This window comes from Legionella sp. PC997, from assembly GCF_014109825.1.
Classification (GTDB): Bacteria; Pseudomonadota; Gammaproteobacteria; order Legionellales; family Legionellaceae; genus Legionella.
This window is the reverse complement of sequence record NZ_CP059576.1, coordinates 749005-772908: the sequence shown is the minus strand read 5'-3', so window position 1 is coordinate 772908 and position 23904 is coordinate 749005. Positions and strand designations below refer to the sequence as shown.

The window sequence follows — 23904 nt, the reverse complement described above, 5'->3', positions numbered from 1 at the left end:
TTAAGCGGGAAATACAGCCATAAGCTGGCTATACTGCACCTCATTGAGGTTATAGAATCCTTTACTTAGAATCAAAATAAGAAATAAGACAGTAGGCCCCTACAAATTTACTGCCTAATCGTTTACAATTCCACGATTAACTCAATAATTCATATTCAAATAATTTATATCCTATGGTGTTTGTTGCTTGCGGGCTAAATCATAAAACTGCTCCAATAAACGTGCGTGAAAAAGTCGCCTTATCTCCGGCTACCCAGGATTCCTTGCTTCATAGCTTGTTAAAACTTCCAGGAGTAAATGAAGCGGCTATTTTATCGACCTGTAATCGCACAGAAATATATTGCAACACCCAAGACCCACAAGTAATTGCCCATTGGCTTACCAAGGAACATCAATTACCACTAGATTCGTTATCCCCATTTTTTTATGTGCATAAAGGCCATCAAGGAATCAAGCATTTATTACGTGTTGCCAGTGGTTTAGACTCTATGATGATTGGAGAGCCCCAGATTCTTGGGCAAATGAAACAAGCTTACCAGCATGCTTGCAACCTCGGTGCGATAAAAACAGAATTACGTCCAATTTTTGAATATGTTTTTAGTGCTTCAAAGCGAATACGAACGGAAAGTGGGGTTGGAACAAATCCCGTTTCAATTGCCTATGCTGCTGTACAATTAATAGGCCAGATTTTTACAGACTACAAATCGCTTAATGTTTTTTTAATTGGTTCAGGTGAAACTGCTTCTTTAGTTGCTAAATACTTGCGTCAACAAGGTGTTGAACGGTTTATGGTTGCAAGTAGAACCCTAGAAAATGCAGAAAAACTTGCAACCTCGTTTAATGGAAAAACCATACCTATCACTGATATTGCTGAATATTTACCTCAAGCAGATGTGATTGTTTCTGCCACAAACTGTCCAATTCATTTTCTTAATAAAAGTTTGGTCGAAGAGGCATTAAATCAAAGAAATCATGCACCCATGTTTTTTTTGGATTTATCCGTTCCCCGCGATGTAGAAGAAAACATTAAGGAATTGGGACCAATCCAACTTTATAACATTGATGATTTGCAATTCATGATCAATAAAGGGATGGAAGAAAGACGCAATGCCGCATTACATGCGGAACACTTAATCGATGAAGAATTGAATAAATACATCCGCAAACATCGCTCACTTAAAGCCAAAAAAGTCATTTGTGATTATCGCAGTCAAATGCAAGACTTGGCTCAAAAAGAGTTGCAACGTGCTTTGAAAAAACTTTCTGCAGGACAATGTCAGCAGGTCGTTTTAAATGAATTTAGCGAACGCTTGGTTAATAAACTTACCCACAACCCTACTGCAGGTTTAAGGCAAATCGCTAAAGATGGCCGGGAAGATTTATTTACTTTGGCACAATATCTTTTTAATACTACAACACATCAGTCATCCTATGAAGAAATCTCTTGAACTCAAACTGCAACAAATGCTTGAGCGGTATGAAGAAGTGGGTCGCTTGTTATCTGAAGCATCCGTTATTGCAGATCAGAATCAGTTTAAAACTCTTTCGAAAGAATATGCGCAGCTAGAACCCGTAGCAACATGTTATGCCACCTATGTTGAGGCCAAAAATAACTTGTCCTCATTGAACGAATTACTCGAGGGAGAGGATGAAGAGCTGGCTTCTATGGCTTCAGAAGAGTTAGTAGAAGCTCAACAACAAATAGAAGAGCTTGATGAACAATTACAGTGGCATTTAATACCTAAAGATCCAGATGATGAACGTAATATTTATCTCGAAGTCCGAGCAGGAACAGGCGGTGATGAAGCCGCAATTTTTGCAGGAGATCTTTATCGGATGTATAGTCGATATGCAGAAGGAAAAGGTTGGCAACAAGAGTTAATCAGTGCCAGCCATGGCGAGCACGGTGGATATAAAGAAATCATCGTCCGTATTAGTGGTAATGCTGTGTACTCGCAACTTAAATTTGAATCTGGGGCTCATCGTGTGCAACGTGTTCCTGAAACCGAATCTCAAGGTCGGGTACATACCTCCGCGTGCACGGTAGCTATTATGCCCGAGGTAGATGAGATTGACGACATTCAAATTAATCCCGATGATTTGCGAATTGATACCTATCGTTCTTCGGGCGCTGGAGGTCAGCACGTCAATAAAACGGATTCTGCCATACGGATTACACATATCCCAACCGGTGTGGTAGTAGAATGCCAGGATGAGCGCTCTCAACATAAAAACCGTGCTAAAGCAATGTCGTTACTTAAAACACGTTTGCTGGACGCAGAACAAAGCAAACAAAAGAAAGAACAAGCACAAACTCGCAAATCATTGGTGGGAACAGGCGATCGTTCGGAGCGAATTCGTACTTATAACTATCCTCAGGGACGTTTGACGGATCATCGGATTAACTTAACCATCTATCAACTCAATGACGTGATGGAAGGAAATTTAGCATTAGTAATCGAACCATTAAAACGCGAGTACCATGCCGAATTACTCGCAGAGCTGGGACGAAATGATTAATATTCGTTCTGCCCTGGGAAAAACCCCGGATCTGGAAACTGAGATTTTACTGTGTCACACTTTAAAAAAAACCAGGACTTACCTGTTTGCACATCCTGAAGAATTACTTACTTCAGAACAATGGGAATTCTTTCAAAATTTAATAGTCCAAAGAGCCCAAGGAGTTCCCATTGCCTATCTCATTGGTGAACGCGAATTCTGGTCCCTGAATTTAAAAGTTAATGAGCATACCTTAATTCCACGACATGAAACCGAACGATTAGTGGAATTAGCCTTGGAGCTTATTCCCAATCGCCCAGATACCTATGTCCTTGATCTAGGAACTGGCAGCGGAGCAATCGCCTTGGCTCTCGCTAAAGAGCGACCCGCTTGGCACATCATCGCGACGGACATCAGTGCAGAAGCTTTAAATATTGCACAAGAAAATGCACAACGCCATGAGATAAAGAATGTAACGTTTCATTTATCCAATTGGTTTAGTACTATCCCTCGACGCCAATATCATGCACTGCTTGCGAATCCGCCTTATATTTCAGAACAGGATCCCCATATACACCAAGGTGACTTACGTTTTGAACCAAGAAATGCTTTAGTGAGTAGTCAAGAAGGTTTAGCTGATCTACAATGTATTATTAAACAAGGTTATGAGTACCTGTTACCGGATGGTCTGATTTTGCTAGAACACGGGTATGATCAAAAGTTAAAAGTACAAACTATACTTAATGAATTACAATATAAGAACGTACAATGTTGGCAAGATATACAGGGAAATGACAGAGTAAGTGGGGGTTGGCGATAATTTTATTGATGATACAATCGTTTTTTGGTATACCTAACCGCTTTCTGTAAACCCAAAGTTGTACATGGGAACGGAGGCTAAAAATGACCGAGCAATTAATTGATAAAACCAATGAGAGACGACACAACGTGAAAAACGACGCGATAGGTAGTATGGGAATCACCCCCTATAAGGAAGCCCCTGGTGAAGAATATATGAATGAAAAGCAGTTAGCACATATTGAAAAAATATTGCTAGCTTGGCGTCAATCGTTGATGGAAGAAGTCGACCGTACCGTGACGCACATGAAAGATGAAGCGGCTAATTTTCCAGATCCTTCAGATAGAGCCAGTCAAGAAGAAGAATTCAGTATTGAATTACGTACGCGTGATCGTGAGCGTAAATTGATTAAGAAGATTGAGGATGCTTTAGAGCGTTTGCGAAATGAAGATTTTGGTTATTGCGAAGCATGTGGTATCGAAATCGGCCTCAAACGTTTAGAAGCAAGACCTACAGCCACTTTATGTATTGATTGTAAGACCTTGTCAGAGATTAAAGAAAAACAAAATCAAGGTTCTTAATTTGAAAGACCTCCTCTTCTGCAAAGAAGAGGCCTCTTCAAAATTCAATACCATTTATTCGAGTTCTATTACCTGAATTCCTACCCCAACGCAAAGACGTTAGTTCGGAGACCTTAGGTCTTTCCGAATTTGATACATAAGTTCCTTTCTTGATACAAAGGTCTAATGCTCTCTATTTATAACAATAAGGCGTTATACACAAATTCATGACATTCACCTCAAATTCATGTCATTTCCTCGCACGCAAGAATCCATCTCAAAACAACGTTTAGAATTAATTGGATGGATAGATCCTTTCAGGGTGACTTGAACGGAACATTGAACCTAAATGAGCCCTTCGATTTGCTGTAAATGCCGTACTACTGAACCTTTATTTTTCTCAAAAATGGCAGTTGCATTTTGAATTATCTGTTGACGGAGCTCGGACTGTGTATGCAGTTTAATAATTCCATCAATCACTGCATTTGCTTGATCCACCAACATGATTCCCTCAGCCGCCTGTAATTCATCGCAAATGGCTTTAAAGTTATGAATGTGATTTCCACTTAATACCGGTACTCCCATCGCAATGGGTTCTAAGACATTATGCCCACCTACAGGAACTAGGCTTCCGCCTACAAAAGCATAATTACTAATTTGATATAAACCTAAAAGCTCACCCAAGCTGTCTAATACAACAATTTCGTTTTCGGGACTTAAGGATTTTAGATCCGAGCGTAATCCCGTTTTAAATCCTGATTGCAGGCATAAGTGATAAACCGCTTGGAACCGTTCAGGGTGACGAGGCGCGATTAATAAAACGACCCCAGGGATTGCTTGTTGCAATCGTTTTAAATGCGATAAAATCTGCATTTCTTCGTTCTCGTGAGTACTTGCAGCAATCACAGCCACTCGCTCTGCGCCCCAGTGACTTTTTAAATCGCTAAAACGTTCGCTGTCTATCTTATTGGTTTGCAGATCAAATTTCATATTCCCTAAGACATGTACTATCTCTTTTCTTGCACCTAGAGTGATATAACGTCTGGCATCCTCTTCACCTTGCGCCAAAATGGCAGAGAATTGATTCAAAATAGGTTTAATTAAAAATTTAATCTTTTTATATCCATTCAAGGAATCATCAGATATCCGTGCATTAGCTAGTAACAGTGGCACCTGTGCTGCCCGAGCTTCATAAATTAAATTTGGCCATAACTCTGTCTCCATAATCACACCAACACGCGGCTGAGTTTGTTTAAAGAAGCGTTTGAGCACCCAAGGAAGATCATAGGGTATGTATTGATGAGTGACCTTATTACCAAAGCGTGCTTGCACCCGCTCTGAACCCGTTGGAGTCATCGTAGTGACCAATACGGACCAGTTTTTTTCCAATAGGGCATCAATCAAGGGGATGGCGGCAATTACTTCACCCAAAGATACCGCATGAATCCAAACATCAAAAGGTTTATAATCATGCTTTCCAAGAAAAAAACGTTCGGATATACGCTCCCTATATGAAGGTAAGCTTCTTCCTTTCCACCATAAACGAATGATTAAAAAAGGACTTAGCAAATACATCAAAAAAGAGTAAAAAAATCGCATATAAAACCAAACCCAAAAACCGACAGTATATACTTAAAGTGTGGTATAAAGCGATAAAATCAATTTAACGTACTAAATATAAGGAATCCTTTGTAATGTCTCTTCGAGACTTTTTTATTGTATCAACGTGGTGGGGGAAGATTATTGGCGCATTTTTTGGCTATTTAATCGACGGTCCTACAGGGGCTATCTTTGGTCTTTTGGTGGGTAATTTCTTTGATCGGGGTTTATACAATTATTTTTCCAATCCTAATTGGCTGTATTACACCGAAAAACGTAAAGCAATTCAAAATGTTTTTTTCGAAGCCACCTTTTCCATTATGGGACATTTGGCCAAAGCGGATGGACGTGTTTCGGAACATGAACTAGACATGGCGCGTCTTTTTATGGACGAAATGCGTTTAAGTAGTGAACAAAAAACTCGGGCAAAACAATTATTTAATGATGGCAAAAAACCCCAATTTAACTTAGATGAAGCGCTTGCACAATTAAAGAAGGTCTGTAAGGATAATCGTGACTTGTTACGATTGTTTATTGATATTCAGTATCGCGCCGCCCAAGCAGATGGACTTGGGACAAAGAAAATCCAAATATTAGATAAAATTTTTTCGAAACTCGATTTTGCACCACTGCACAGACAATATCGTTTTTATGAAGATTTTGGTACCAGTTATTCCTCGGAAGCACCCGATGACAGGAAGCAACAATCCCAACAATCCTCCTCGTCGTCTCACTCGTATTCATCCTACAGTAGATACAATTACCAACCCAGTAAAACCAATATGGATTATGCCTATGCTCTTTTGGAGGTATCGCCAAATGCCACCAAACAAGAAGTAAAAAAGGCTTATAGGCGTTTGTTAAGTCGTAATCATCCGGACAAATTAATTGCCCAAGGTTTACCCCAAGAAATGATTAAGATAGCCAATGAAAAAACCCAGAAAATAGTGAAAGCTTATGAGTTAATTTGCACCAGTAAAGGCTGGTAACTTCATCGAAATAAAGTGCACCAAAAGAAATCTTCAGGGTCAGTTAAAAGCCGAATCTTTTAAAAAAGGGGTGATCGGCCCTAAATAGGAGTACATCACGGGAGGGGATTTAGGGTGAAACTTGGGCAACTTTACCATCCATCCATGAATAAATGAAAAGAGAAGTTGTTTACTGTATTCGTAATCATGATGGGCACCGGGTATCTCTAAAGCTAAATAATTGTTTTTATCCGGGCCAAATTCTTTTTTCCTTGCTGCCATGTCTTCTTTTGTCAAATCAAAATCAAACTGAGCAACAATATCAAAGACGGGCATATTTAATTTAGGTTTTTTATTTTTAAATGGAGGAATATCGTATGCGGATAACAAGACCAATCCTTCAATTTCAGGAACGGGGGGTTTTTCAAGATAATCAAATGTTTCTTTTAATTGTTCCCCATAGTGGACGACCACTATACGCATGTTTTTTTGATTCCGCAAAGTCGTGACCACTTCCGGAAATTGTTTGATCCAGGCTACAGCAGTACTGCTTTTATAATTGAGTAATACAACCTGCCATCCATTTTGTGCTAATTCATTTGCCAGATTATCTAACAGAAGGGTAGATTGTGGCTGTGCTCCTCCATTTACTAAGAGCACTGCGCCATATTTTTCTTTCTTGGCGGGCCAATAAGGCAAATCGATACTCTTGCCCTCTACCTTGATGGTTAGTTTGTCTGCAAAAGCAGCTGAACATACCAAAAAAAATATTAAAACTATCCTTGTACTATTTTTCATATCATCCTAATACATGTTCCTAGCTCAATTTATCCTTGATACAACATAGGGAAATATGCTGCATCCAGATAAATTAAAGGCGAGTTAATCTGTTAATTCTATACCCGATTGATCCAACATTATTCTGGCTTTTTCTCCCAGAATTTGGTGCGCTAAGGCAGTTGGATGTACTAAATCAAAAAACAAATAACCGTTACATGCATCCGGCGCAATTTTATTTTTGACGGCTGCCGCCATTTTTAAAACCGATTTTTTGGTTATCTCATCCACTACAGAATTAACGCAAGTGCCCGTGATATTGGTGAATCCATAATCTTGAGGATGCATCATGACTTCTTCAAATGCCTGATGCAAATCATAGTATAACCACTCTACATCGGGGTATTTTTGTTTGAATTCCTCAATGGACTTATTTAACATATTATTATGCTCTTGAGCATAATAAGTCATTTCGTTAATTGAACCGAATTCAATTGCAGCGGGAGTGCGTCCTAAATCTGGCAAATTAACCACTAAAATATGTTTCGCCCCTTTTTCTACTAATCGATGGATGCTGTGTACAATTCCTGAATGCACATCATGCAATGTTTGTTCGGTATCAGATGGAAAAGCAAGATAGTTATTTGAGCCTATCCATATTACAAAAAGACTGTCTTCACTCGCTTTATCATTATGCTCCATCAAATAATTATTTACTTCTCTTCTTAAAGTAAATAAAACATCATCAGCCCCTTCTTCCTCAGACACACCAGCACCACCATAAGCATAATCTAATAAATGTCCCGCAGGGTTTTCAGGGAAGTACGAAGCAATTACATATTCGATCCAAACAGGTCCGTTTGAAAAACGACCTTCGAAATAAGGTGGGGATGGGGGTAATTGATACTTCATAAATTTATACAAATTACCGTTATCAGATAAACTATCACCAAATACAACTATATTATGAAGAGGTGTAGCCCAAATAATCCCGGAAAATAAAAAAGCCCCTATAGTTGCTAACAGTTTCATGAATACCCTTAAGTCTAATCCTAAATAAAGCAGTGACATCTTATTATAAAATTGCTACTGCACTGAATTTTGAAGAGTGTATCTGGTTATTTTAAAAACAAAAAGCCACCCGCATTATAGTATGAAAGATCATTCATAAGCAATTTTTTTGCATAAACCTAATTTTCCTTATTTTAATATATTTATCAAAAGGTTAAGAAAATTCAGTCACTCTAAAATCAACTATTTAAATCATAAATATGCTTATTTCATGGACAAGAAGACCATCTCGAAGGGTTTCCCATTGCTCCTTAATCAAAAGATATTTATATTAGTATTTTTGCCAGGGAAGCTCCAAAAATGACTTTTGAACAAAATTTCCTCCTTAAATGTCTGGATTGTATGGAACAAATTCTTTCTGATGAGGATGAATTAGCCAAAGCAATTCATCATTATCTCGAAAATAAATCGCCTACCTCTCGTTACCAACTAAACTCCAAAATAACTGATGCATCACACTGGAGTGAACAGGATAAATTACATTTTAGTGCCATTGTTTTTGAAGCAATTGCTCGCAGTTCTTTATCATTTTACTCAGAAGACGATGAACGAGTTCAAGAATTAAGTGCTGCCAATACAATATTTTTGGAACAATATCTACCACTCTTAACTGAAAATACCAATCCAAATAACCGAATTAATTCAGTAAAAGAAAAGATTATAGATGTTAAAAACGATCTCAAAAATAAGATAGAACGAACTGAAAACCCCTATGTTTTTTTTACACCGGTCACTGCAGGCTTGGTGGTGATTGCTGCCGCCGCTACCACAGCAGCATTTTTGGCTTATAAAGCATAACTGAAAGAATAAAACGAGGAGGTATCCGGGTGCAACAACACCCGGAGGAAGGATATTTTTATAGAGATCCGGTTTACGACTTTATTAAGCGCTACCAATCAAGGTTATTTTTAATTGGCGCCCACAAACCCAGGCTTTGGTTAAATCACTCATGACCTCTTTAGGCATCCCTTTAGGTAAGCGTACTGTTGAATGATCTTCATGAATTTTCAGACCTGTGATTTGTTTACTTTGTAAACCCGCCTCGTTGGCAATCGCACCGACGATATTCCCTGGCTTTACTCCATGAACTTTACCTACATCAATCCGGAATAAATCTTGTTCTACAAAGTCGTCATTAAATTTTTTACGCTGTTCACGACCGTCTCGGAACCCTTTCTTGTCACTAGAACCCCCTCTTCGCTCATCTGGCCGAGAACGTTCAAATTTGCCACCACGCTCAACCCGTCCCTCTTTAGCAGGACGTGACGCTTTAGGTAACGCTTGTTCCTTTTGCCAAGGAAGATCTTTGTGGAGTAATAAGGCAAGTGTTGCAGCAACATCTACAGCAGAAACCTCATGGTCTTTAATGTACTCTTCAATGATGCGTTTGTATGAAGGTAAGTTTTCATGTTCTAAACGTGCAGTAATATTGGCCATGAAACGTTCCTGCCGCGCAACTTGAATCATATGATCATTGGGTACGGCTACTTTGGTAATACGCTGACGGGTATGTCGCTCAATGCTGGTAATTAAACGCGATTCTTTTGGTGTTACGAATAAAACAGCGACTCCAGAACGTCCAGCTCTCCCTGTTCGACCGATACGATGCACGTACGTTTCATTATCATGAGGCAAATCATAGTTAATTACATGAGTTACACGCTCTACATCCAAACCCCGTGCAGCTACATCTGTTGCTACCAGGATATCAATTGCACCTTGTCTGAATTGCGCAATAATGCGTTCGCGTAATGCCTGGGTAATATCGCCATGAATGGCCATCGCGCGCAATCCTTGTTGTTGTAAACACTCGGCAACTTCTTCAGTGCTGCTTTTAGTGCGCACAAATACGATAACCCCTTGATATTCTTCTACAGCTAGCACACGCAATAATGCATCAGGTTTTTGATGTCCAGAAGCAAATAAAAAGCGTTGCTCGATACTTTTAACCGTTGCCGTTTCTGTTCGTATTTCGATAGAAACCGGATTGTGCAAATAAGTATTGGCAATTTGGCGTATACGATGTGGCATTGTTGCTGAAAAAAGACCGATTTGTTTTTCTTCGGGCAGTTTTGCCATAATGGTTTCAATATCTTCAATAAAGCCCATACGCAACATCTCGTCGGCTTCGTCCAGAATAAACGTACGCAAATTCTCTAATTGCAAAGTACGCCTATCGATATGATCTAAAATACGGCCTGGAGTTCCAACCACAACCTGAGCACCTGCTTTCAATTGCTTTAATTGACGACTGTAATCTTGTCCGCCACATAAAACAGCAACAGTAATACCACGTTGGTTCGCACTTAATAGCTCAAACTGCTCAGCAACTTGTATTGCTAATTCGCGAGTTGGAGCCAAAATCAATGCTTGAGTACCTTGCACCTTAGGAGATAAATTCTGCAATATAGGCAAAGCGAAGGCTGCAGTTTTCCCTGTTCCGGTTTGTGCCAGTGCAATCGCATCACGACCTTCCAGCAATAAGGGAATTGTTTGTACTTGAATTGGAGATGGTGTAGTAAACTTCATGTCCTCTAGTGCTTTGTTTAAAGCATCTGAAAAATTAAAGGACGCGAAGCTTGTGATTTCTTGAGACATAAAAATCCTGATCGATTAAAACATAACCTCTAATAGGCTAAGTGATATAAAAATTGAACAGTATAATAACAAAATAAACAAAATAATGCACTATATTTATGAATTGATTAAGGTAAATCCGTATTAATTGTTCTGTTGTTATTATAGTCTACTTGTAAAAGATCAGTCCATAATTTGTATGAATTATCAAAAAATTCTTGGTCTCGACTACCCCTTCGCCCCTAAGCTCTAAATTAGATCAATGCTGCTAAACGACAGGCCTGATCTATGGCATGGCGTGCATCTAGCTCCAATGCTTTATAGGCACCTCCCACTAGATGCACGAGTTTTCCTGCCTCTTTCAAAGGGGTATACAATTCAGCGAATTCGATTTGTCCAGCGCATATAACCACTGTATCTACGGGTAAAATCTGCGCTTTGTCATTGATATTTACATGCAAACCTTCATCATCAATCCTTTCATAATGTACACCAGAAATCATTTTGACTTGCTTATGCTTCAGGCTTAAACGATGAATCCAGCCTGTTGTTTTGCCAAGACGTTGGCCCATTTTTTCCTTTTTACGTTGTAACAAATAAACATCACGAGGACTTGGAGTTACTTCCGGAGGCTTGATGCCACCACGATATATTCCTTGGATATCAATCCCCCACTCATTATAAAATTGATCCTTTGGAACTGGATGCTCATGAGTTAAAAATTCGGCCACATCAAAGCCAATTCCACCCGCGCCAATAATAGCCACTCGTTGACCTACTTCTTTTTTTCCAGTAATCACATCGATGTAACTAACAACTTTAGGATGGTCAATGCCTTTGATCTCAGGAACACGTGGTTTAATTCCGCTTGCTAAAACAACCTCATCAAAATCTTGTAATAACTCGGCTGTTGCTTCAGTATCGAGCAGGATAGTCACCTTATATTTTTGCAATTGATAATTAAAATAATCCAAAGTTTGTTGAAAAATTTCCTTACCTGGAATTTTTTTAGCTAGATTAAATTGTCCACCAATTTGGTTGCCTTTTTCAAATAACGTGATTTTATGCCCGCGTTCTGCAGCCACCGTGGCAAAAGCAAGCCCGGCAGGCCCCGATCCCACGACCGCGATAGATTTTGGTTTTGCAGTGACCTCATAAATCAATTCCGTTTCATTGCATGCGCGTGGATTCACCAAACAGGAGGCGGTTTTGTTTACAAAAACTCGATCAAGACATGCCTGGTTGCAGGCAATACATACATTTATTGCTTCGCTTTCACCTATTCTGGCTTTTTCAGCAAACAATGGATCCGCCAAAAAAGGCCTAGCCATTGAAACCATATCGGCCACACCAGACTCGATTAATTGATTAGCCAATTCAGGGGTATTGATGCGATTGGAGGTAATCACCGGAATTTTTATTTCAGGTTTCAAATGCTTGGTTATATGGGTAAATGCTGCTGCAGGTACCATAGTAGCGATCGTTGGAATGCGTGCTTCATGCCAACCTATACCTGTATTAATCAAGGTAGCACCTGCTTCTTCAATCGCTTTGGCAAGGATGACCACCTCTTCCCAATTACTACCATCAGCAATCAAATCAAGCATTGATAGACGAAAAATAATAATAAACTTTTCGCCTACCGCTTCTCGTACACTCCGAACTACTTCAACAGGAAAGCGAATACGATTTGTATAACTTCCACCCCATTCATCCTGACGCTGATTGGTGTGTGTCACAATAAATTGATTAATTAAGTACCCTTCACTGCCCATAATCTCAATACCGTCATAACCGGCCATTTGAGCAAGACGCGCACAACGAGCAAAATGTTTGATGGTTTTTTTTATGCGATATTGACTCATTACCCAGGGTTTAAAAGGGCTAATAGGTGATTTGATACCGCTGGGAGCAACAATAAATGGATGAAAGCCATAGCGGCCTGCATGCAAGGCTTGCAGGAGGATTTTACCGCCTGCTTCATGTACTGTATGAGTGATTAATTCATGTCGACTCTGCTCTTTGCTGTTCGTTAGTTTGGCAGCAAACGGAGCTAAACGCCCAGCACGATCGGGAGCAAATCCCCCTGTTGTGATAAGTCCAACTCCTCCAAGCGCTCTTTCTCGATAAAATTGTGCTAAACGATTCAGACTCTCTTTATCTTCTTCAAGGCCGGTATGCATAGATCCCATCAACAATCGATTTTTTAATTGAGTGAAACCTAAATCTAAGGGCTGAAATAAAGCTTTAAAGGGCGTATTATCAATTCTCAATTCCATGAGCATTCTCACAAAATAACATCAAAATCAAGAGTATAAACCCTGTTCGTCTCTTTTCACAGAGAATAAATAAGAAACTTAATAGTCTCTATAGCCTAGGGCATTGAAGTGTAATTTATGCTATGCAAGCTTGCCGAATCAGGTTACCGAACTATGCCTTCACCTAGACTAATTAGGTAATTGTCTTTCTTGAGTAAAAGTAAGTCGCATTTGAAAACGATTGGCAATAAAAGCACCGAGTAAAGTAACACTGCAACCCACAAGAGAAAGTAATGAAGGTTGTTCGTTTAACAAAAGAAATCCCATTAATGTAGATACTATGGGTAGAGCATATAAAGAGATGGATGCATTGGAGGCCGATAAGTATTTTAATACATAACCCCATGCTAAATAAGCCAGAGTGGCTGGGAAAATACCCATATACACAACCGCGGCTGTAGTTTGCACCTCAGCTATCCTAATTTGCTGCAGCATATCGGGAAGAAATATAGATAACAATAAGGTTCCTCCCCACATTACCCAGGCAATAATCGCAACCGGATGATAAACACTCACGAATCGCTTCTGAATAATCGTTAAAATTGCGCCCATTAAAGCAGAAACCAAAATCGCCGTGATACCTTGTTGTATTCCAGGTTCTGTGTTCTCACCAATCGTTAATAAAGCCAAACCCAATAGACTAATTATAATCCCGAACCAAACCCCACGCGCCAGTTTCTCGCGTAAAAAAACCAGGGATAAAAGAATGGTCATTGCCGGCATTAAACCCATGACAAAACTGGCTATGCCCGCAGAGACACTCAACTCTCCATAATTCAAACAAATATTATAAATTCCAATGCCCGCCATGCCGGCAAGCAGTAATTGAAGACGATCTTTCCATAGTACTCGTTTTTTGATTCCTAGACCGTAGTAGATAACCATCATACAGAGTGAAGCGACCATAAAGCGTAAAAGAGCAAGTGCGCCTGGGGAATAACCAGTCAATCCAATGCGTATTCCAACGTATGCTGAAGCCCATAAAACAATGGCAATAATCATGATACAGTTTATTTTTAAAGACTGCATACCTCACCACCCCAGAAAAAATAAAGAACTTATTGTATCAGAATTAATCTAAACAATCACCTCATAGGCTCCAGGTACTTATATCTTTTGAAGTTTGGAAATATGCCGAAATTAAGTACAAAATATGCTGCAATGCAATAAAAATATTGGATTTTCAGAGCATTTTTTGGAAAATCAACCTTTATTGCTGGCAATATGTAAAAAAGCTTGGCATTTTCTTTTTTTATAAACTACCTTTATAAAAGGGCCTGCTCCTGCTGAGGAAGAATATGGATGACCCTTTTTCTGCTTTAATAGAAGCTGTTAAATCTGTTTTTCATTTAATACCAATGAGAAACGGAAAATATACTTATCCCGAAATTCAGCAACTAAAGGATGCGATAGAACGTTATCAGCCTGATGAAAAAGCAACATTTGTTGAGCTGGTAAAAGCTTTAGGTGCAACGTTACACCATTTAGAAAAATGGCGTATTAATTTTGCACCTATAAAAGATTCAATTGATTCTTTGGCTGCACAACATCAAATGCCAGCTATAAACTGGGATAAGTATCTTGCTCATCCTAAAAGATCCCAAAGGTTCCAATTTAACGACACACAACAAGATGTTGACTTTGTCCCATGGTTAAACGCCATGTACGAAAAAATTCATGCTCAGCAAGAATCAAGCTTACATACCAAATTAATCGCTCACCGAGATCAGCTTGGGTTTAGTCAAAGACTCATTTCTCACTTACAAAAAGAGCCAGAATTTTTATTGCATTTGATTATGGAGTCTAAAGAGAAGTTCATTCAAATAGCGAGTACACGCTTAATTTTTTACTTAACTGATGAACAAATTGCCAAAGCAATAATTAAATATTTGCCTGATATGCTACAGGACCATCCCAATCCTTTAGTACAGGTAGAACAGCTGGTGGATAAATTGAATGGAATATTATCCAATGGACGTTCTATTTCTACGCTTTTACGTAATTCTAAAGCCAAAGAAGTTTTGGATGGCTCAGAATTGTTCCAAATATATCAAAGTGAAGAATATAAAAACCGTCAAGAGCACCCTTCAGTAGTAGAACACGAGGAATTTAAACCTCGATTTGTTTGAAATAACGGCATTTAGGTTGAGAGATACATCTATAACTACGATTTTATTAATTGTTGAGAAAGAATTTTTCCCTAGATTTGATTTTTATGTCAACAACTCTTCTTAGGGAGTTTTGTTGAAAAAAATCATATGTCATTTCCCGCCTTCGCGGGAATGACATATAGACAAGAATTTTGCATCATTCAAACAGCATTAAAAAACTATTCTTAACCCAGCAAACCTAAATCTTTTACTGTATCATGCTCTTGCTTTAACTCATCTAAGGTTTTGTGGAACATATCACGACCATAGTCATTGAAGCTTAAGCCTTCTACAACCTTCAATTCTCCGTTTTCACGTCGGCATGGGAATGAGAATATTAAACCTTCATCAACCCCATATTCGCCTTGAGAGCTACGGCACATAGAGAATGATTCACCAGCAGGAGTATCAGTCACTAAACGATTAACACCAGTAATCACGGCATTGGCAGCTGAGGCAGCAGAAGAAGAACCGCGCGCTTTAATTACTGCAGCACCCCGTTGTTGTACAGTAGAAACAAATGTGTCTTTTAACCAAGACTCATCAATCACTTTAGCTGCAGAAACGCCATTAATTTTCGCATTATAAAAATCAGGATATTGGGTAGAAGAATGGTTACCCCAAATGGTCATTTCAGTGATTGCGGTAATATCAACCCCAGCTTTCTTAGCCAATTGACTGCGTGCTCTTAATTCATCCAAACTGGTCATAGCATAAAAACGATCATTTGGGATGTCTTTCGCATTATTCATTGCGATCAAGCAGTTGGTATTGCATGGATTACCCACCACAAAGACACGTACATCATCACTTGCGTAATCATTAATTGCTTGCCCTTGCTTGGTGAATATGCCTCCGTTAATTTGCAATAAGTCAGAACGTTCCATACCTTGCTTGCGAGGTACAGAGCCAACCAACAAAGCCCAATTCACTCCATCCATTGCCTTATTCAATTCGGAAGTACAAACCACACGCTTCAATAAAGGAAAGGCACAATCATCCAGTTCCATTGCAACCCCTTCTAGAGAAGGCAGTGCTGCTTCTAGCTCAAGTAAATTTAATTCTACTTCAGTGTTTGCACCAAACATTTGTCCAGAAGCGATTCGAAACAATAATGCATAACCAATTTGTCCAGCTGCTCCAGTAACAGCCACTCTAACTCGTTTATTTGCCATGTGATTTCCTCTTATTTAGCGGTAATCAACACAAATTCTCTCTCGCTAAGCAGGAAAGAAAGCAACTTGCATGATTACATTTTTTGTTAGAAAACTCGCAACATGATACTATTGCATTCCCAAACAAGCCAGTCTTAAAGAGAGTAATGATCCCTTTATCGTTGTATATTCATATTCCATGGTGCATTCGCAAGTGCCCTTATTGCGATTTTAATTCCCATAAAAGTCCTGAGAGTTTACCGGAACAAAATTATGTCCAGGCACTTATTGCTGACTTAAAAACTGATCTGGAACATTTTGAAGCAGGTGAAATTTGCTCTATTTTTATTGGCGGTGGCACTCCTAGCCTTTTTTCCGCACAAGCATACGATACCTTATTTACCGAATTAAGACGGCTTTTATCCTTTGCTGAAGATATTGAAATTACTCTGGAAGCCAATCCTGGCACTGTAGAGCAACAACGCTTTACTGAGTACCGACACATTGGGATTAATCGACTATCCTTAGGGATTCAAAGCTTCAATCCGGAACATTTAAATACTTTGGGCCGTATTCATGATGCCCAACAGGCGCATCGGGCCATCGAATCCGCACGAAATGCCGGATTTAACAATCTAAATCTGGATATTATGCATGGTTTACCCAAGCAAAGCGTAGCCCAAGGAATCGAAGATTTAAAGACGGCGATTGCCCATCAACCCGAACATTTGTCTTGGTACCAGTTAACCATAGAACCAAATACGGTATTTTACAAAGAAAAACCTCCCTTACCTTCCGAAGATGATGCTTGGCACTTAGAAGAAGAAGGATTCGCCTTACTTAAGGAATCTGGTTTTGAACGCTATGAAATTTCTGCATTTGCGCAATCTACTCGACAAGCTCGGCATAACTTGAATTACTGGTTATTTGGGGATTACTTAGGTATAGGGGCCGGAGCTCATGGCAAAATAACAACCTCAGAAGGTATCCTAAGAACACGTAAGCATCGTCAACCTAAAGAATATCTCGACTCAAATAAACCTTTTTTGGCCAGTAGGGATATAGTGACACCCCAAGATCTGCTATTTGAGTTTATGCTCAACACCACCCGCCTAGAACAACCGATTCCATTAGAACTGTTCACCCAGACTACAGGAAGACCACTGAGCGCTTTACTCCCTAAGCTCAAAATAGCCGAACAAAAAAAACTCATCACGCTAACCGATGCTCATTGGCAAGTCACGGCTTTTGGCAGACGTTATACCAATGACTTACAAGCATTATTTTTATAATAAAAATTGTAGCCTGTATGCAGCGTATCTAAACTCGGATAACGCGTTTCAAGTTCAAAATTCAAGTTACGGCACAAGTACTTGCTACCCAATAAAGATTAATTAATAATAAGTTACTTTCCGGATAAGGAGCAATCGGTGATGTTATTCATATTTTTGGTAGTTCTTGCTTATTTAATGGGATCTATCTGTTCGGCGGTGATTGTTTGCAGGGCTTGCTCCTTACCTGATCCACGTACAGAGGGTTCAAAAAATCCCGGTGCCACCAATGTATTACGCATTGCCGGAAAACAATATGCGGCTTTGGTTATGGTGGCCGACCTTCTCAAAGGTACTATTCCAGTACTCATTGCCAAACTCTTAGGTGCTGACCCAGTAACCATTGGATTTACCGCTCTAGCTGCTGTTATTGGTCATATGTACCCTGTTTTCTTCGGCTTCAAAGGAGGAAAAGGAGTTGCAACAGCAATTGGCGCACTCTTAGGCTTCCAGTTTTTGGTGGGTATTTTAGTGGCAGCAACGTGGTTGCTGGTTGCCAAATTTTCACGCTATTCCTCTTTAGCATCCATAACTGCAGTTGGTTTCGCTCCATTTTATTCCCTACTGTTGATTCAACGCCTGGATATTTTTCCCCCCATTTTCATTATGGCGCTCTTAATTCTTTACAAGCATAAAGAGAATATTATTCGTCTTATTGATAAGAAAGAACCGAAAATAAAATTGAAAAATGATGTTCTGGACAGCATGATGGAGGGCAAAACGGAGCCCGCCCCTACCTCCACCAAAAATGAAACCATACCTACAGAGACAGTCATTGAAGTAGAAGAAGTTATTATCACTGAAACTGTGGTGACTAAACCTAAAGTAAAAAAAACAACTTCTAAAAAAACTGAGGAACCCGAACAGAAAACCAAAGCGGCTAAAAAATCCGCCCCTGTAAAACCTAAAATAAAGAAAGAAAAGAAAGAATAACTAATTTATCGAAAGGCGTTGTATTTCAGCAATTACCACAAGTTTAGTTGCTTTAATCTAGAAATTTTCTTTAATTTTTAGCCAAACTATAAGGGTATAGATTCTGTACCCATATCTATAATTAATATACGGCTAACCCCCGCCCTTTTATTAATTAGAATAGAACATTCATTTAGTTAATAAATCAAACTCAAGCAAGCAACAATATGTACATTAGTTCTTCACTTGTGTATAATAACACCCAGTAAGTTCAAATTTTGTGGGTGGCTTATGGCATATAAAGATCAAAACTATGTGTTCGAAAAGAACCCGAAGGAAGAGTATTATTCTTTTGATACAACAACAGCCAGCCCTTTTCATGAGTTTGAAATAAAACCAAGATCTGAAACTATAGATTGGTCCAGATTTACCGAGCACGCCTCAATTACAATTGACGGTATGAGCTTAGAGCAGTTACTCAAAAACGACCGAAAATTTGCAAAATATAATGATGGAAGTTATTTTACTTCAAAGAAAGAACTAAGAGATTTTTTTGAGAAGCATCTTGTATCTCGTATGCCTAAGCAACAGCAAGAGGATGCTCTTCACCAAGTAATGATTCTCTTGAGCGAAGGAGGGCTTCGCCCCGCCACTACCGCTGCCGATCACGCTTTCGGTGTTATTAATAAAAAAGGAATTGTTGGAACAACATTTTTCAACAACCCTGAGCGTCAAAAAAGTAAACCTCAAATCACAGTGCCTGCAATAGATCCAGATACGATATCCGACCCTGTTTGCCAAAAAAGAGCGCTCAATTTCATTACCACTGAAAAAGGATTCATTCTCCAAGAAGTAGTAACTCAAAAAGCTTTATTTGTAATTGGGGGGGCAGAGCGATTTAAAATTTCTCCGGATGACCCAAACGGTGAAAAGCCATACGTTTATCAAGCGTTGATGACTATAGATGTCGATTTAAGAGCACATGAAGATAAAGTATTAGCGAAAGCGACCGTAACCAATTGCGGAATTAATTATGGCAGCGCACAAGCAAAAAAACTATTAGACACTAGAGGTTGGTGGGCACTATTTATTGATGCTGCAAGAAAACTCTTTCATATGGAATCTAGCAAAATTAGAGATCTCTCCCAGGGCCTAGGTGACGAGGGTGAGAGTATTGAGAAACAAGAGATCTCATCTTATTTTTCCTGTCCATATTAATATAGTTCGACTCATTAACACACGTGGTATTCAATAAATTATTATTATTTGATACCACTTCTTCTCTCTCCTAATTTACATTAGGTAGACCAGGACAATATCAAGCTAAAGGCCATCTTGCTCTTACATCAACACCCAGACTTGAATCTTTTTCTCCACGTAACATCCGCAAACATCCCGCATAAGCAATCATAGCGCCATTATCGGTACAATATTCTAAAGCCGGAAAATAAATCATACCCCCAATGCTCTCAATCCATTCACGCAAGCCCAAGCGTAAGGCTTTATTTGCACCGACTCCCCCAGCAACCACTAATCGTTTGCATCCCGACTCCTGGACGGCTCGTTTGCATTTAATCATTAGGGTATCAACCACTGCTTGCTGAAATGCTTTGGCAATCTCAGCACAGGCACGCTCATCTTTAGTACTTTGGTTCCAGGTATTTAATGCAAAGGTTTTTAAGCCACTGAAACTAAAATCAAGACCAGGCCTGTCCGTCATTGGACGCGGAAATCGATAAGGAGTGGATTCGCATTGATCCGCCAAAGCGGCAAGTACCGGCCCTCCTGGATAAGGAATTCCCATCAGTTTGGCCGTTTTATCAAAAGCTTCGCCCACAGCATCATCTAAAGTATCGCCGAGGATTCGATAATCCCCCAGTTCCTTGACTTCAACCAATTGACAATGACCGCCAGAAACTAAAAGGGCAATAAAGGGAAATTCGAGGGAAGGCGTTTCCATTTTTGCGGCCAAGAGATGGGCTTCTAAATGATGAATGGCTAAAGCAGGAATGTGTAAGGCATAAGCCAGACTTTTGGCAAAACAGGATCCAACTAATAATGCGCCAATTAAACCCGGACCCGCAGTATAAGCAACTCCATCCAGTGCTGTTTTATCTAGCCCTGCTTGTTGTAATACTTTATCAAGCAAAGGCACCAAATAATTAATATGATCACGTGAAGCCAGCTCTGGAACTACCCCGCCATGCACACGATGAGTATCGATTTGCGAATGCAAGGCATGCGCTAATAAACCTGCCTCTGAATCGTAAATCGCTACTCCGGTTTCATCACAGGAGGATTCAATACCTAAAACCAACATAAATTAGAGCCTGATAAAAAAATTCAACCATTGTATCACATATTTAAGCACCTTTTCGACGAAACGATCCCTCTTTCCCCTGAGTTTCAAAAGAGCTCTAACTGAGTTAAAAATAAAATTTATCTACTTAAAACTTGACGAGTGCTTCAACTAGCACTAGAATTGCCCACCTATTAAGATCAAATAACCAGAGGACTAGTTTAATGCCTACCGTTCGCGTCAAAGAAGGCGAAAATCCAGAATATGCATTGCGCCGTTTCAAGCGCTCTTGTGAAAAAGCCGGTATTTTAACCGAATTACGCCGTCGTGAATTTTATGAAAAACCAACTGCTGAGCGTAAACGCAAACAAGCAGCAGCGGTAAAACGTCATCTGAAGAAAATTTCTCGTGATATGACAGCAAAACAACAAGGCGGAAAACGCCGACGTAAATAGGATTCTCTGTCCTGTATTTTTTACTAAGGCCACATATACAGCGCATAGTCACAAATAATTATGATTATGATGTCGTATCTAGTGGCCTTTAGCTTTTCAAAATATATAAAAATCTTGAGAAACGGTTCGGTTTGTTCAAGATGAGCCAGAAAGCCGTTCCAGAATTAGGGCGAGCTGCTCGTTAGATTTTAAGGAATAACAAATGACAATTAAAGAACGTCTCAATAACGATGTCAAAGATGCAATGCGGGCTAAGGATAAAGAGCTTTTATCTACACTTCGTTTAATTACTGCAGCAGTAAAACAAGTCGAAGTGGACGAGCGCATTGAAGTGGATGATGAGCGTATGTTGGTAATTCTGGATAAAATGAGCAAACAACGCAAAGAATCTATAGCGCAATACGAAAAAGCGAATCGTAATGATTTAGTTGCCCAAGAACAATTTGAATTGGATATTATTAAAAAATATTTACCAGAGCCTTTATCTGAAGCAGAAATAAAACAAATGGTTCAAGATGCTATTGCTTCAACTGGAGCTGAAAAAATGGCTGACATGGGTAAAGTAATGGCAATCTTAAAGCCTAGCTTGCAAGGACGTGCTGATATGGCTCATGTTAGTGCCATGATTAAGGCCCAATTAAGCTAAGGAGCAACATGTCTGGCTTAATCCCGCAGCCATTCATTGATGATCTCCTCCACCGAACGGATCTGGTTGAACTAATTGACAGCTATGTTCCCTTGAAAAAAAGAGGGAACAGTCATATTGCCTGCTGTCCTTTTCATAACGAAAAATCCCCTTCGTTTAACGTTGTTGCTAAAAAACAGTTTTATCACTGCTTTGGCTGTGGTGCATCAGGCAATGCGATCAGCTTTGTCATGAATTACCTTAATCAGGGATTTGTTGATGCAGTTGAAACTCTAGCTACCCGCGTGGGTTTAACTATTCCTCGAGACAAACAAAACGAGAAAAATAATTCCTCTCAGGATCTTTATAAACTCCTGGCGAATGTCAGTCTTTATTATCAAAAAAAATTAAAACATGAAGGGCAACCGGCAATTGATTATTTGCGAGGAAGAGGTTTAAGCGGAGAAATTGCAAAGCTGTACCAGTTAGGTTATGCAAGCGAAGGTTGGCATAACCTCGAAAAAGCGTTTCCTCGCAATCAACGCGAACTTCTGACTACTGGGATGTTGATTAAAAACGATGATGGAAAAATCTATGATCGGTATCGTAACCGGATCATGTTCCCCATTCATGACCGCCATGGGCGAATTATAGGCTTTGGCGGACGCGTCCTCGATAAGGACCAAAAACCCAAATACCTCAATTCTCCTGAAACGGTGATTTTTCAAAAAAGCAGGGAATTATATGGCTTGCATCAAATTCTAAGCCAGCAAAAGACCATTGAATACATCATTGTGGTTGAAGGCTATATGGATGTGATTGCTTTAGCCCAACACGGAATTATGAATGCAGTAGCCACCTTAGGCACAGCAACCAGTACTTATCATATTCAGCTGCTGGCCAAACACACCAAATCACTGATTTTTTGTTTTGATGGGGATAATGCAGGAAGACAAGCCGCATGGCGCGCGCTAGAAAGCAGCCTGTCTCATTTGAACTTAGGGCTCGATGCCAGTTTTATGTTTTTGCCAGATAGTCAGGATCCGGACAGCTTGGTTCGCCAGGAAGGCAAAGAAAATTTTTTAAATCGTATCAATCAAGCCACCCCATTACATCGTTTTCTTTTTGACAGCTTAGCCAAAGATCTCAATCTACTTCGCCCCTCAGGAAAAACGCAACTCATTAATTTGGCCAAGCCGTTCTTACAAAAGATGGATGAAGGGTCATACAAACAATTGCTCATTGAAGATTTGGCACGTTTAACCCATATCGAAACGCATCGACTGAATCAATTAATTACTGAGGAGTCTAAAACCCCTCAACAGGAACAGGTGATGACTATTGCGCGTACGCCGATGCGTATCGCGGTGGCATTGCTACTCCAACATCCAGAAATTTATGCTCAGATTAAACCCAAAATCAACCTTGAGCTTTTCGATCCGCAAGAACATGAGATCCTCTTGCAGGTGTTACAGCAATTGGCAAACAATCCACAGGCGACTACCGCAACCCTTATTGAATCCTGGCGTGATCATCCTTACTTTGGCTCCATGAACAAGCTAGCAGCTTGGGAACATCTGGTTCCAGAACCAGAATTAGTTAAAGAATTTATCGATATTATGCTTTTTTTACAAAAGCAAAATCGCGAATTAACCATACGTCAGTTGATTAATAAATCACGTCAGCAAGGATTGAGTGAAATAGAACGAATAAAATTACAAGAAATGTTAAAAGAACGCCATATTTGAAGTGGTATTTAGCTTGAATAAGTTTATTGCTTTGCAATTGGTATTAACCCCAACTCTTGGAG

The 23904-nt window shown here is 39.6% G+C and carries 21 protein-coding genes; 13 read left to right on the top strand and 8 right to left on the bottom strand.

The window, feature by feature from the left end:
* Positions 1 to 173: 173 nt before the first annotated feature.
* The 4 genes from hemA (at position 174) to dksA (ending at position 3879) form a co-directional block, all read left to right on the top strand.
* Positions 174 to 1448: a glutamyl-tRNA reductase gene (gene hemA / locus HBNCFIEN_RS03185; RefSeq protein WP_182392645.1), complete on the top strand. Its 1275-nt coding sequence runs from the start codon at positions 174 to 176 to the stop codon at positions 1446 to 1448.
* Positions 1432 to 2520 carry a peptide chain release factor 1 gene (prfA, locus tag HBNCFIEN_RS03180; RefSeq protein ID WP_182392644.1) on the top strand — a complete coding sequence of 363 codons (1089 nt, stop codon included), beginning with the start codon at positions 1432 to 1434 and terminating at the stop codon, positions 2518 to 2520. Before hemA ends, prfA begins: the two co-directional genes overlap by 17 nt.
* Complete coding sequence (gene prmC, locus HBNCFIEN_RS03175) at positions 2513 to 3319, top strand: peptide chain release factor N(5)-glutamine methyltransferase (RefSeq protein WP_182392643.1); 807 nt, start codon at positions 2513 to 2515, stop codon at positions 3317 to 3319. The genes prfA and prmC overlap by 8 nt, the downstream gene beginning before the upstream one ends.
* Positions 3320 to 3402: 83 nt before the next feature.
* On the top strand, positions 3403 to 3879 hold the full coding sequence (gene dksA, locus HBNCFIEN_RS03170; RefSeq protein ID WP_031562609.1) for an RNA polymerase-binding protein DksA: 477 nt from the start codon (positions 3403 to 3405) through the stop codon (positions 3877 to 3879).
* A 324-nt stretch (positions 3880 to 4203) separates the two neighbouring features.
* Here dksA and waaA read toward each other — a convergent pair whose 3' ends face one another.
* Positions 4204 to 5457 carry a lipid IV(A) 3-deoxy-D-manno-octulosonic acid transferase gene (gene waaA, locus HBNCFIEN_RS03165; protein WP_182392642.1) on the bottom strand — a complete coding sequence of 418 codons (1254 nt, stop codon included), beginning with the start codon at positions 5455 to 5457 and terminating at the stop codon, positions 4204 to 4206.
* A 95-nt stretch (positions 5458 to 5552) separates the two neighbouring features.
* Here waaA and djlA point away from each other — a divergent pair, with 95 nt between their 5' ends.
* Positions 5553 to 6446, top strand: coding sequence for a co-chaperone DjlA (djlA, locus tag HBNCFIEN_RS03160; RefSeq protein ID WP_182392641.1), 894 nt, complete (start codon positions 5553 to 5555; stop codon positions 6444 to 6446).
* A gap of 39 nt (positions 6447 to 6485) precedes the next feature.
* Here djlA and HBNCFIEN_RS03155 read toward each other — a convergent pair whose 3' ends face one another.
* The gene (locus tag HBNCFIEN_RS03155; protein ID WP_182392640.1) at positions 6486 to 7223 is read right to left on the bottom strand and encodes an alpha/beta hydrolase; all 738 of its coding nucleotides are present in this window, start codon (positions 7221 to 7223) and stop codon (positions 6486 to 6488) included.
* 84 nt (positions 7224 to 7307) lie between these two features.
* Positions 7308 to 8234, bottom strand: a complete 927-nt coding sequence (gene plaA / locus HBNCFIEN_RS03150) for a GDSL family lysophospholipase PlaA (protein WP_182392639.1) — start codon at positions 8232 to 8234, stop codon at positions 7308 to 7310.
* 339 nt (positions 8235 to 8573) lie between these two features.
* Between plaA and HBNCFIEN_RS03145 the strand changes: the two genes are divergently transcribed.
* Positions 8574 to 9071: a hypothetical protein gene (locus tag HBNCFIEN_RS03145; protein WP_182392638.1), complete on the top strand. Its 498-nt coding sequence runs from the start codon at positions 8574 to 8576 to the stop codon at positions 9069 to 9071.
* Between the two features lie 84 nt (positions 9072 to 9155).
* Here the strand turns inward: HBNCFIEN_RS03145 and HBNCFIEN_RS03140 are convergent, their stop codons facing one another.
* From HBNCFIEN_RS03140 to HBNCFIEN_RS03130, 3 genes are all read right to left on the bottom strand, one after another.
* Complete coding sequence (locus HBNCFIEN_RS03140) at positions 9156 to 10871, bottom strand: DEAD/DEAH box helicase (RefSeq protein ID WP_182392637.1); 1716 nt, start codon at positions 10869 to 10871, stop codon at positions 9156 to 9158.
* 233 nt (positions 10872 to 11104) lie between these two features.
* Positions 11105 to 13129 carry an FAD-dependent oxidoreductase gene (locus HBNCFIEN_RS03135; protein WP_182392636.1) on the bottom strand — a complete coding sequence of 675 codons (2025 nt, stop codon included), beginning with the start codon at positions 13127 to 13129 and terminating at the stop codon, positions 11105 to 11107.
* A gap of 168 nt (positions 13130 to 13297) precedes the next feature.
* Entirely contained in the window at positions 13298 to 14197 is a 900-nt protein-coding gene (locus HBNCFIEN_RS03130; protein WP_182392635.1) for a DMT family transporter, read from the bottom strand.
* Positions 14198 to 14466: 269 nt separating this feature from the next.
* Here HBNCFIEN_RS03130 and HBNCFIEN_RS03125 point away from each other — a divergent pair, with 269 nt between their 5' ends.
* Positions 14467 to 15297 (top strand): hypothetical protein, encoded by an 831-nt coding sequence (locus HBNCFIEN_RS03125; protein ID WP_182392634.1) that lies wholly within the window; start codon positions 14467 to 14469, stop codon positions 15295 to 15297.
* A 206-nt stretch (positions 15298 to 15503) separates the two neighbouring features.
* Here the strand turns inward: HBNCFIEN_RS03125 and HBNCFIEN_RS03120 are convergent, their stop codons facing one another.
* Positions 15504 to 16493 (bottom strand): malate dehydrogenase, encoded by a 990-nt coding sequence (locus tag HBNCFIEN_RS03120; protein ID WP_182392633.1) that lies wholly within the window; start codon positions 16491 to 16493, stop codon positions 15504 to 15506.
* Positions 16494 to 16639: 146 nt separating this feature from the next.
* Between HBNCFIEN_RS03120 and hemW the strand changes: the two genes are divergently transcribed.
* The 3 genes from hemW (at position 16640) to HBNCFIEN_RS03105 (ending at position 19933) form a co-directional block, all read left to right on the top strand.
* Positions 16640 to 17764 (top strand): radical SAM family heme chaperone HemW, encoded by a 1125-nt coding sequence (gene hemW, locus HBNCFIEN_RS03115; protein WP_182392632.1) that lies wholly within the window; start codon positions 16640 to 16642, stop codon positions 17762 to 17764.
* A gap of 138 nt (positions 17765 to 17902) precedes the next feature.
* A complete protein-coding gene (plsY, locus tag HBNCFIEN_RS03110; RefSeq protein WP_182392631.1) occupies positions 17903 to 18736 on the top strand; it encodes a glycerol-3-phosphate 1-O-acyltransferase PlsY in 834 nt (277 codons plus the stop codon).
* A gap of 270 nt (positions 18737 to 19006) precedes the next feature.
* Positions 19007 to 19933, top strand: coding sequence for a hypothetical protein (locus HBNCFIEN_RS03105; RefSeq protein ID WP_182392630.1), 927 nt, complete (start codon positions 19007 to 19009; stop codon positions 19931 to 19933).
* A gap of 100 nt (positions 19934 to 20033) precedes the next feature.
* Here HBNCFIEN_RS03105 and tsaD read toward each other — a convergent pair whose 3' ends face one another.
* Entirely contained in the window at positions 20034 to 21035 is a 1002-nt protein-coding gene (gene tsaD, locus HBNCFIEN_RS03100) for a tRNA (adenosine(37)-N6)-threonylcarbamoyltransferase complex transferase subunit TsaD (protein ID WP_182392629.1), read from the bottom strand.
* Between the two features lie 203 nt (positions 21036 to 21238).
* On the opposite strand from tsaD, the gene rpsU reads away from it, so the two are divergent.
* The 3 genes from rpsU to dnaG all read left to right on the top strand — a co-directional run bounded on the left by rpsU (position 21239) and on the right by dnaG (position 23842).
* Positions 21239 to 21469: a 30S ribosomal protein S21 gene (rpsU, locus tag HBNCFIEN_RS03095; protein ID WP_010652681.1), complete on the top strand. Its 231-nt coding sequence runs from the start codon at positions 21239 to 21241 to the stop codon at positions 21467 to 21469.
* A 202-nt stretch (positions 21470 to 21671) separates the two neighbouring features.
* Entirely contained in the window at positions 21672 to 22115 is a 444-nt protein-coding gene (locus HBNCFIEN_RS03090; protein ID WP_182392628.1) for a GatB/YqeY domain-containing protein, read from the top strand.
* An 8-nt stretch (positions 22116 to 22123) separates the two neighbouring features.
* Positions 22124 to 23842, top strand: a complete 1719-nt coding sequence (gene dnaG / locus HBNCFIEN_RS03085; RefSeq protein ID WP_182392627.1) for a DNA primase — start codon at positions 22124 to 22126, stop codon at positions 23840 to 23842.
* The last annotated feature ends 62 nt before the right edge of the window (positions 23843 to 23904 follow it).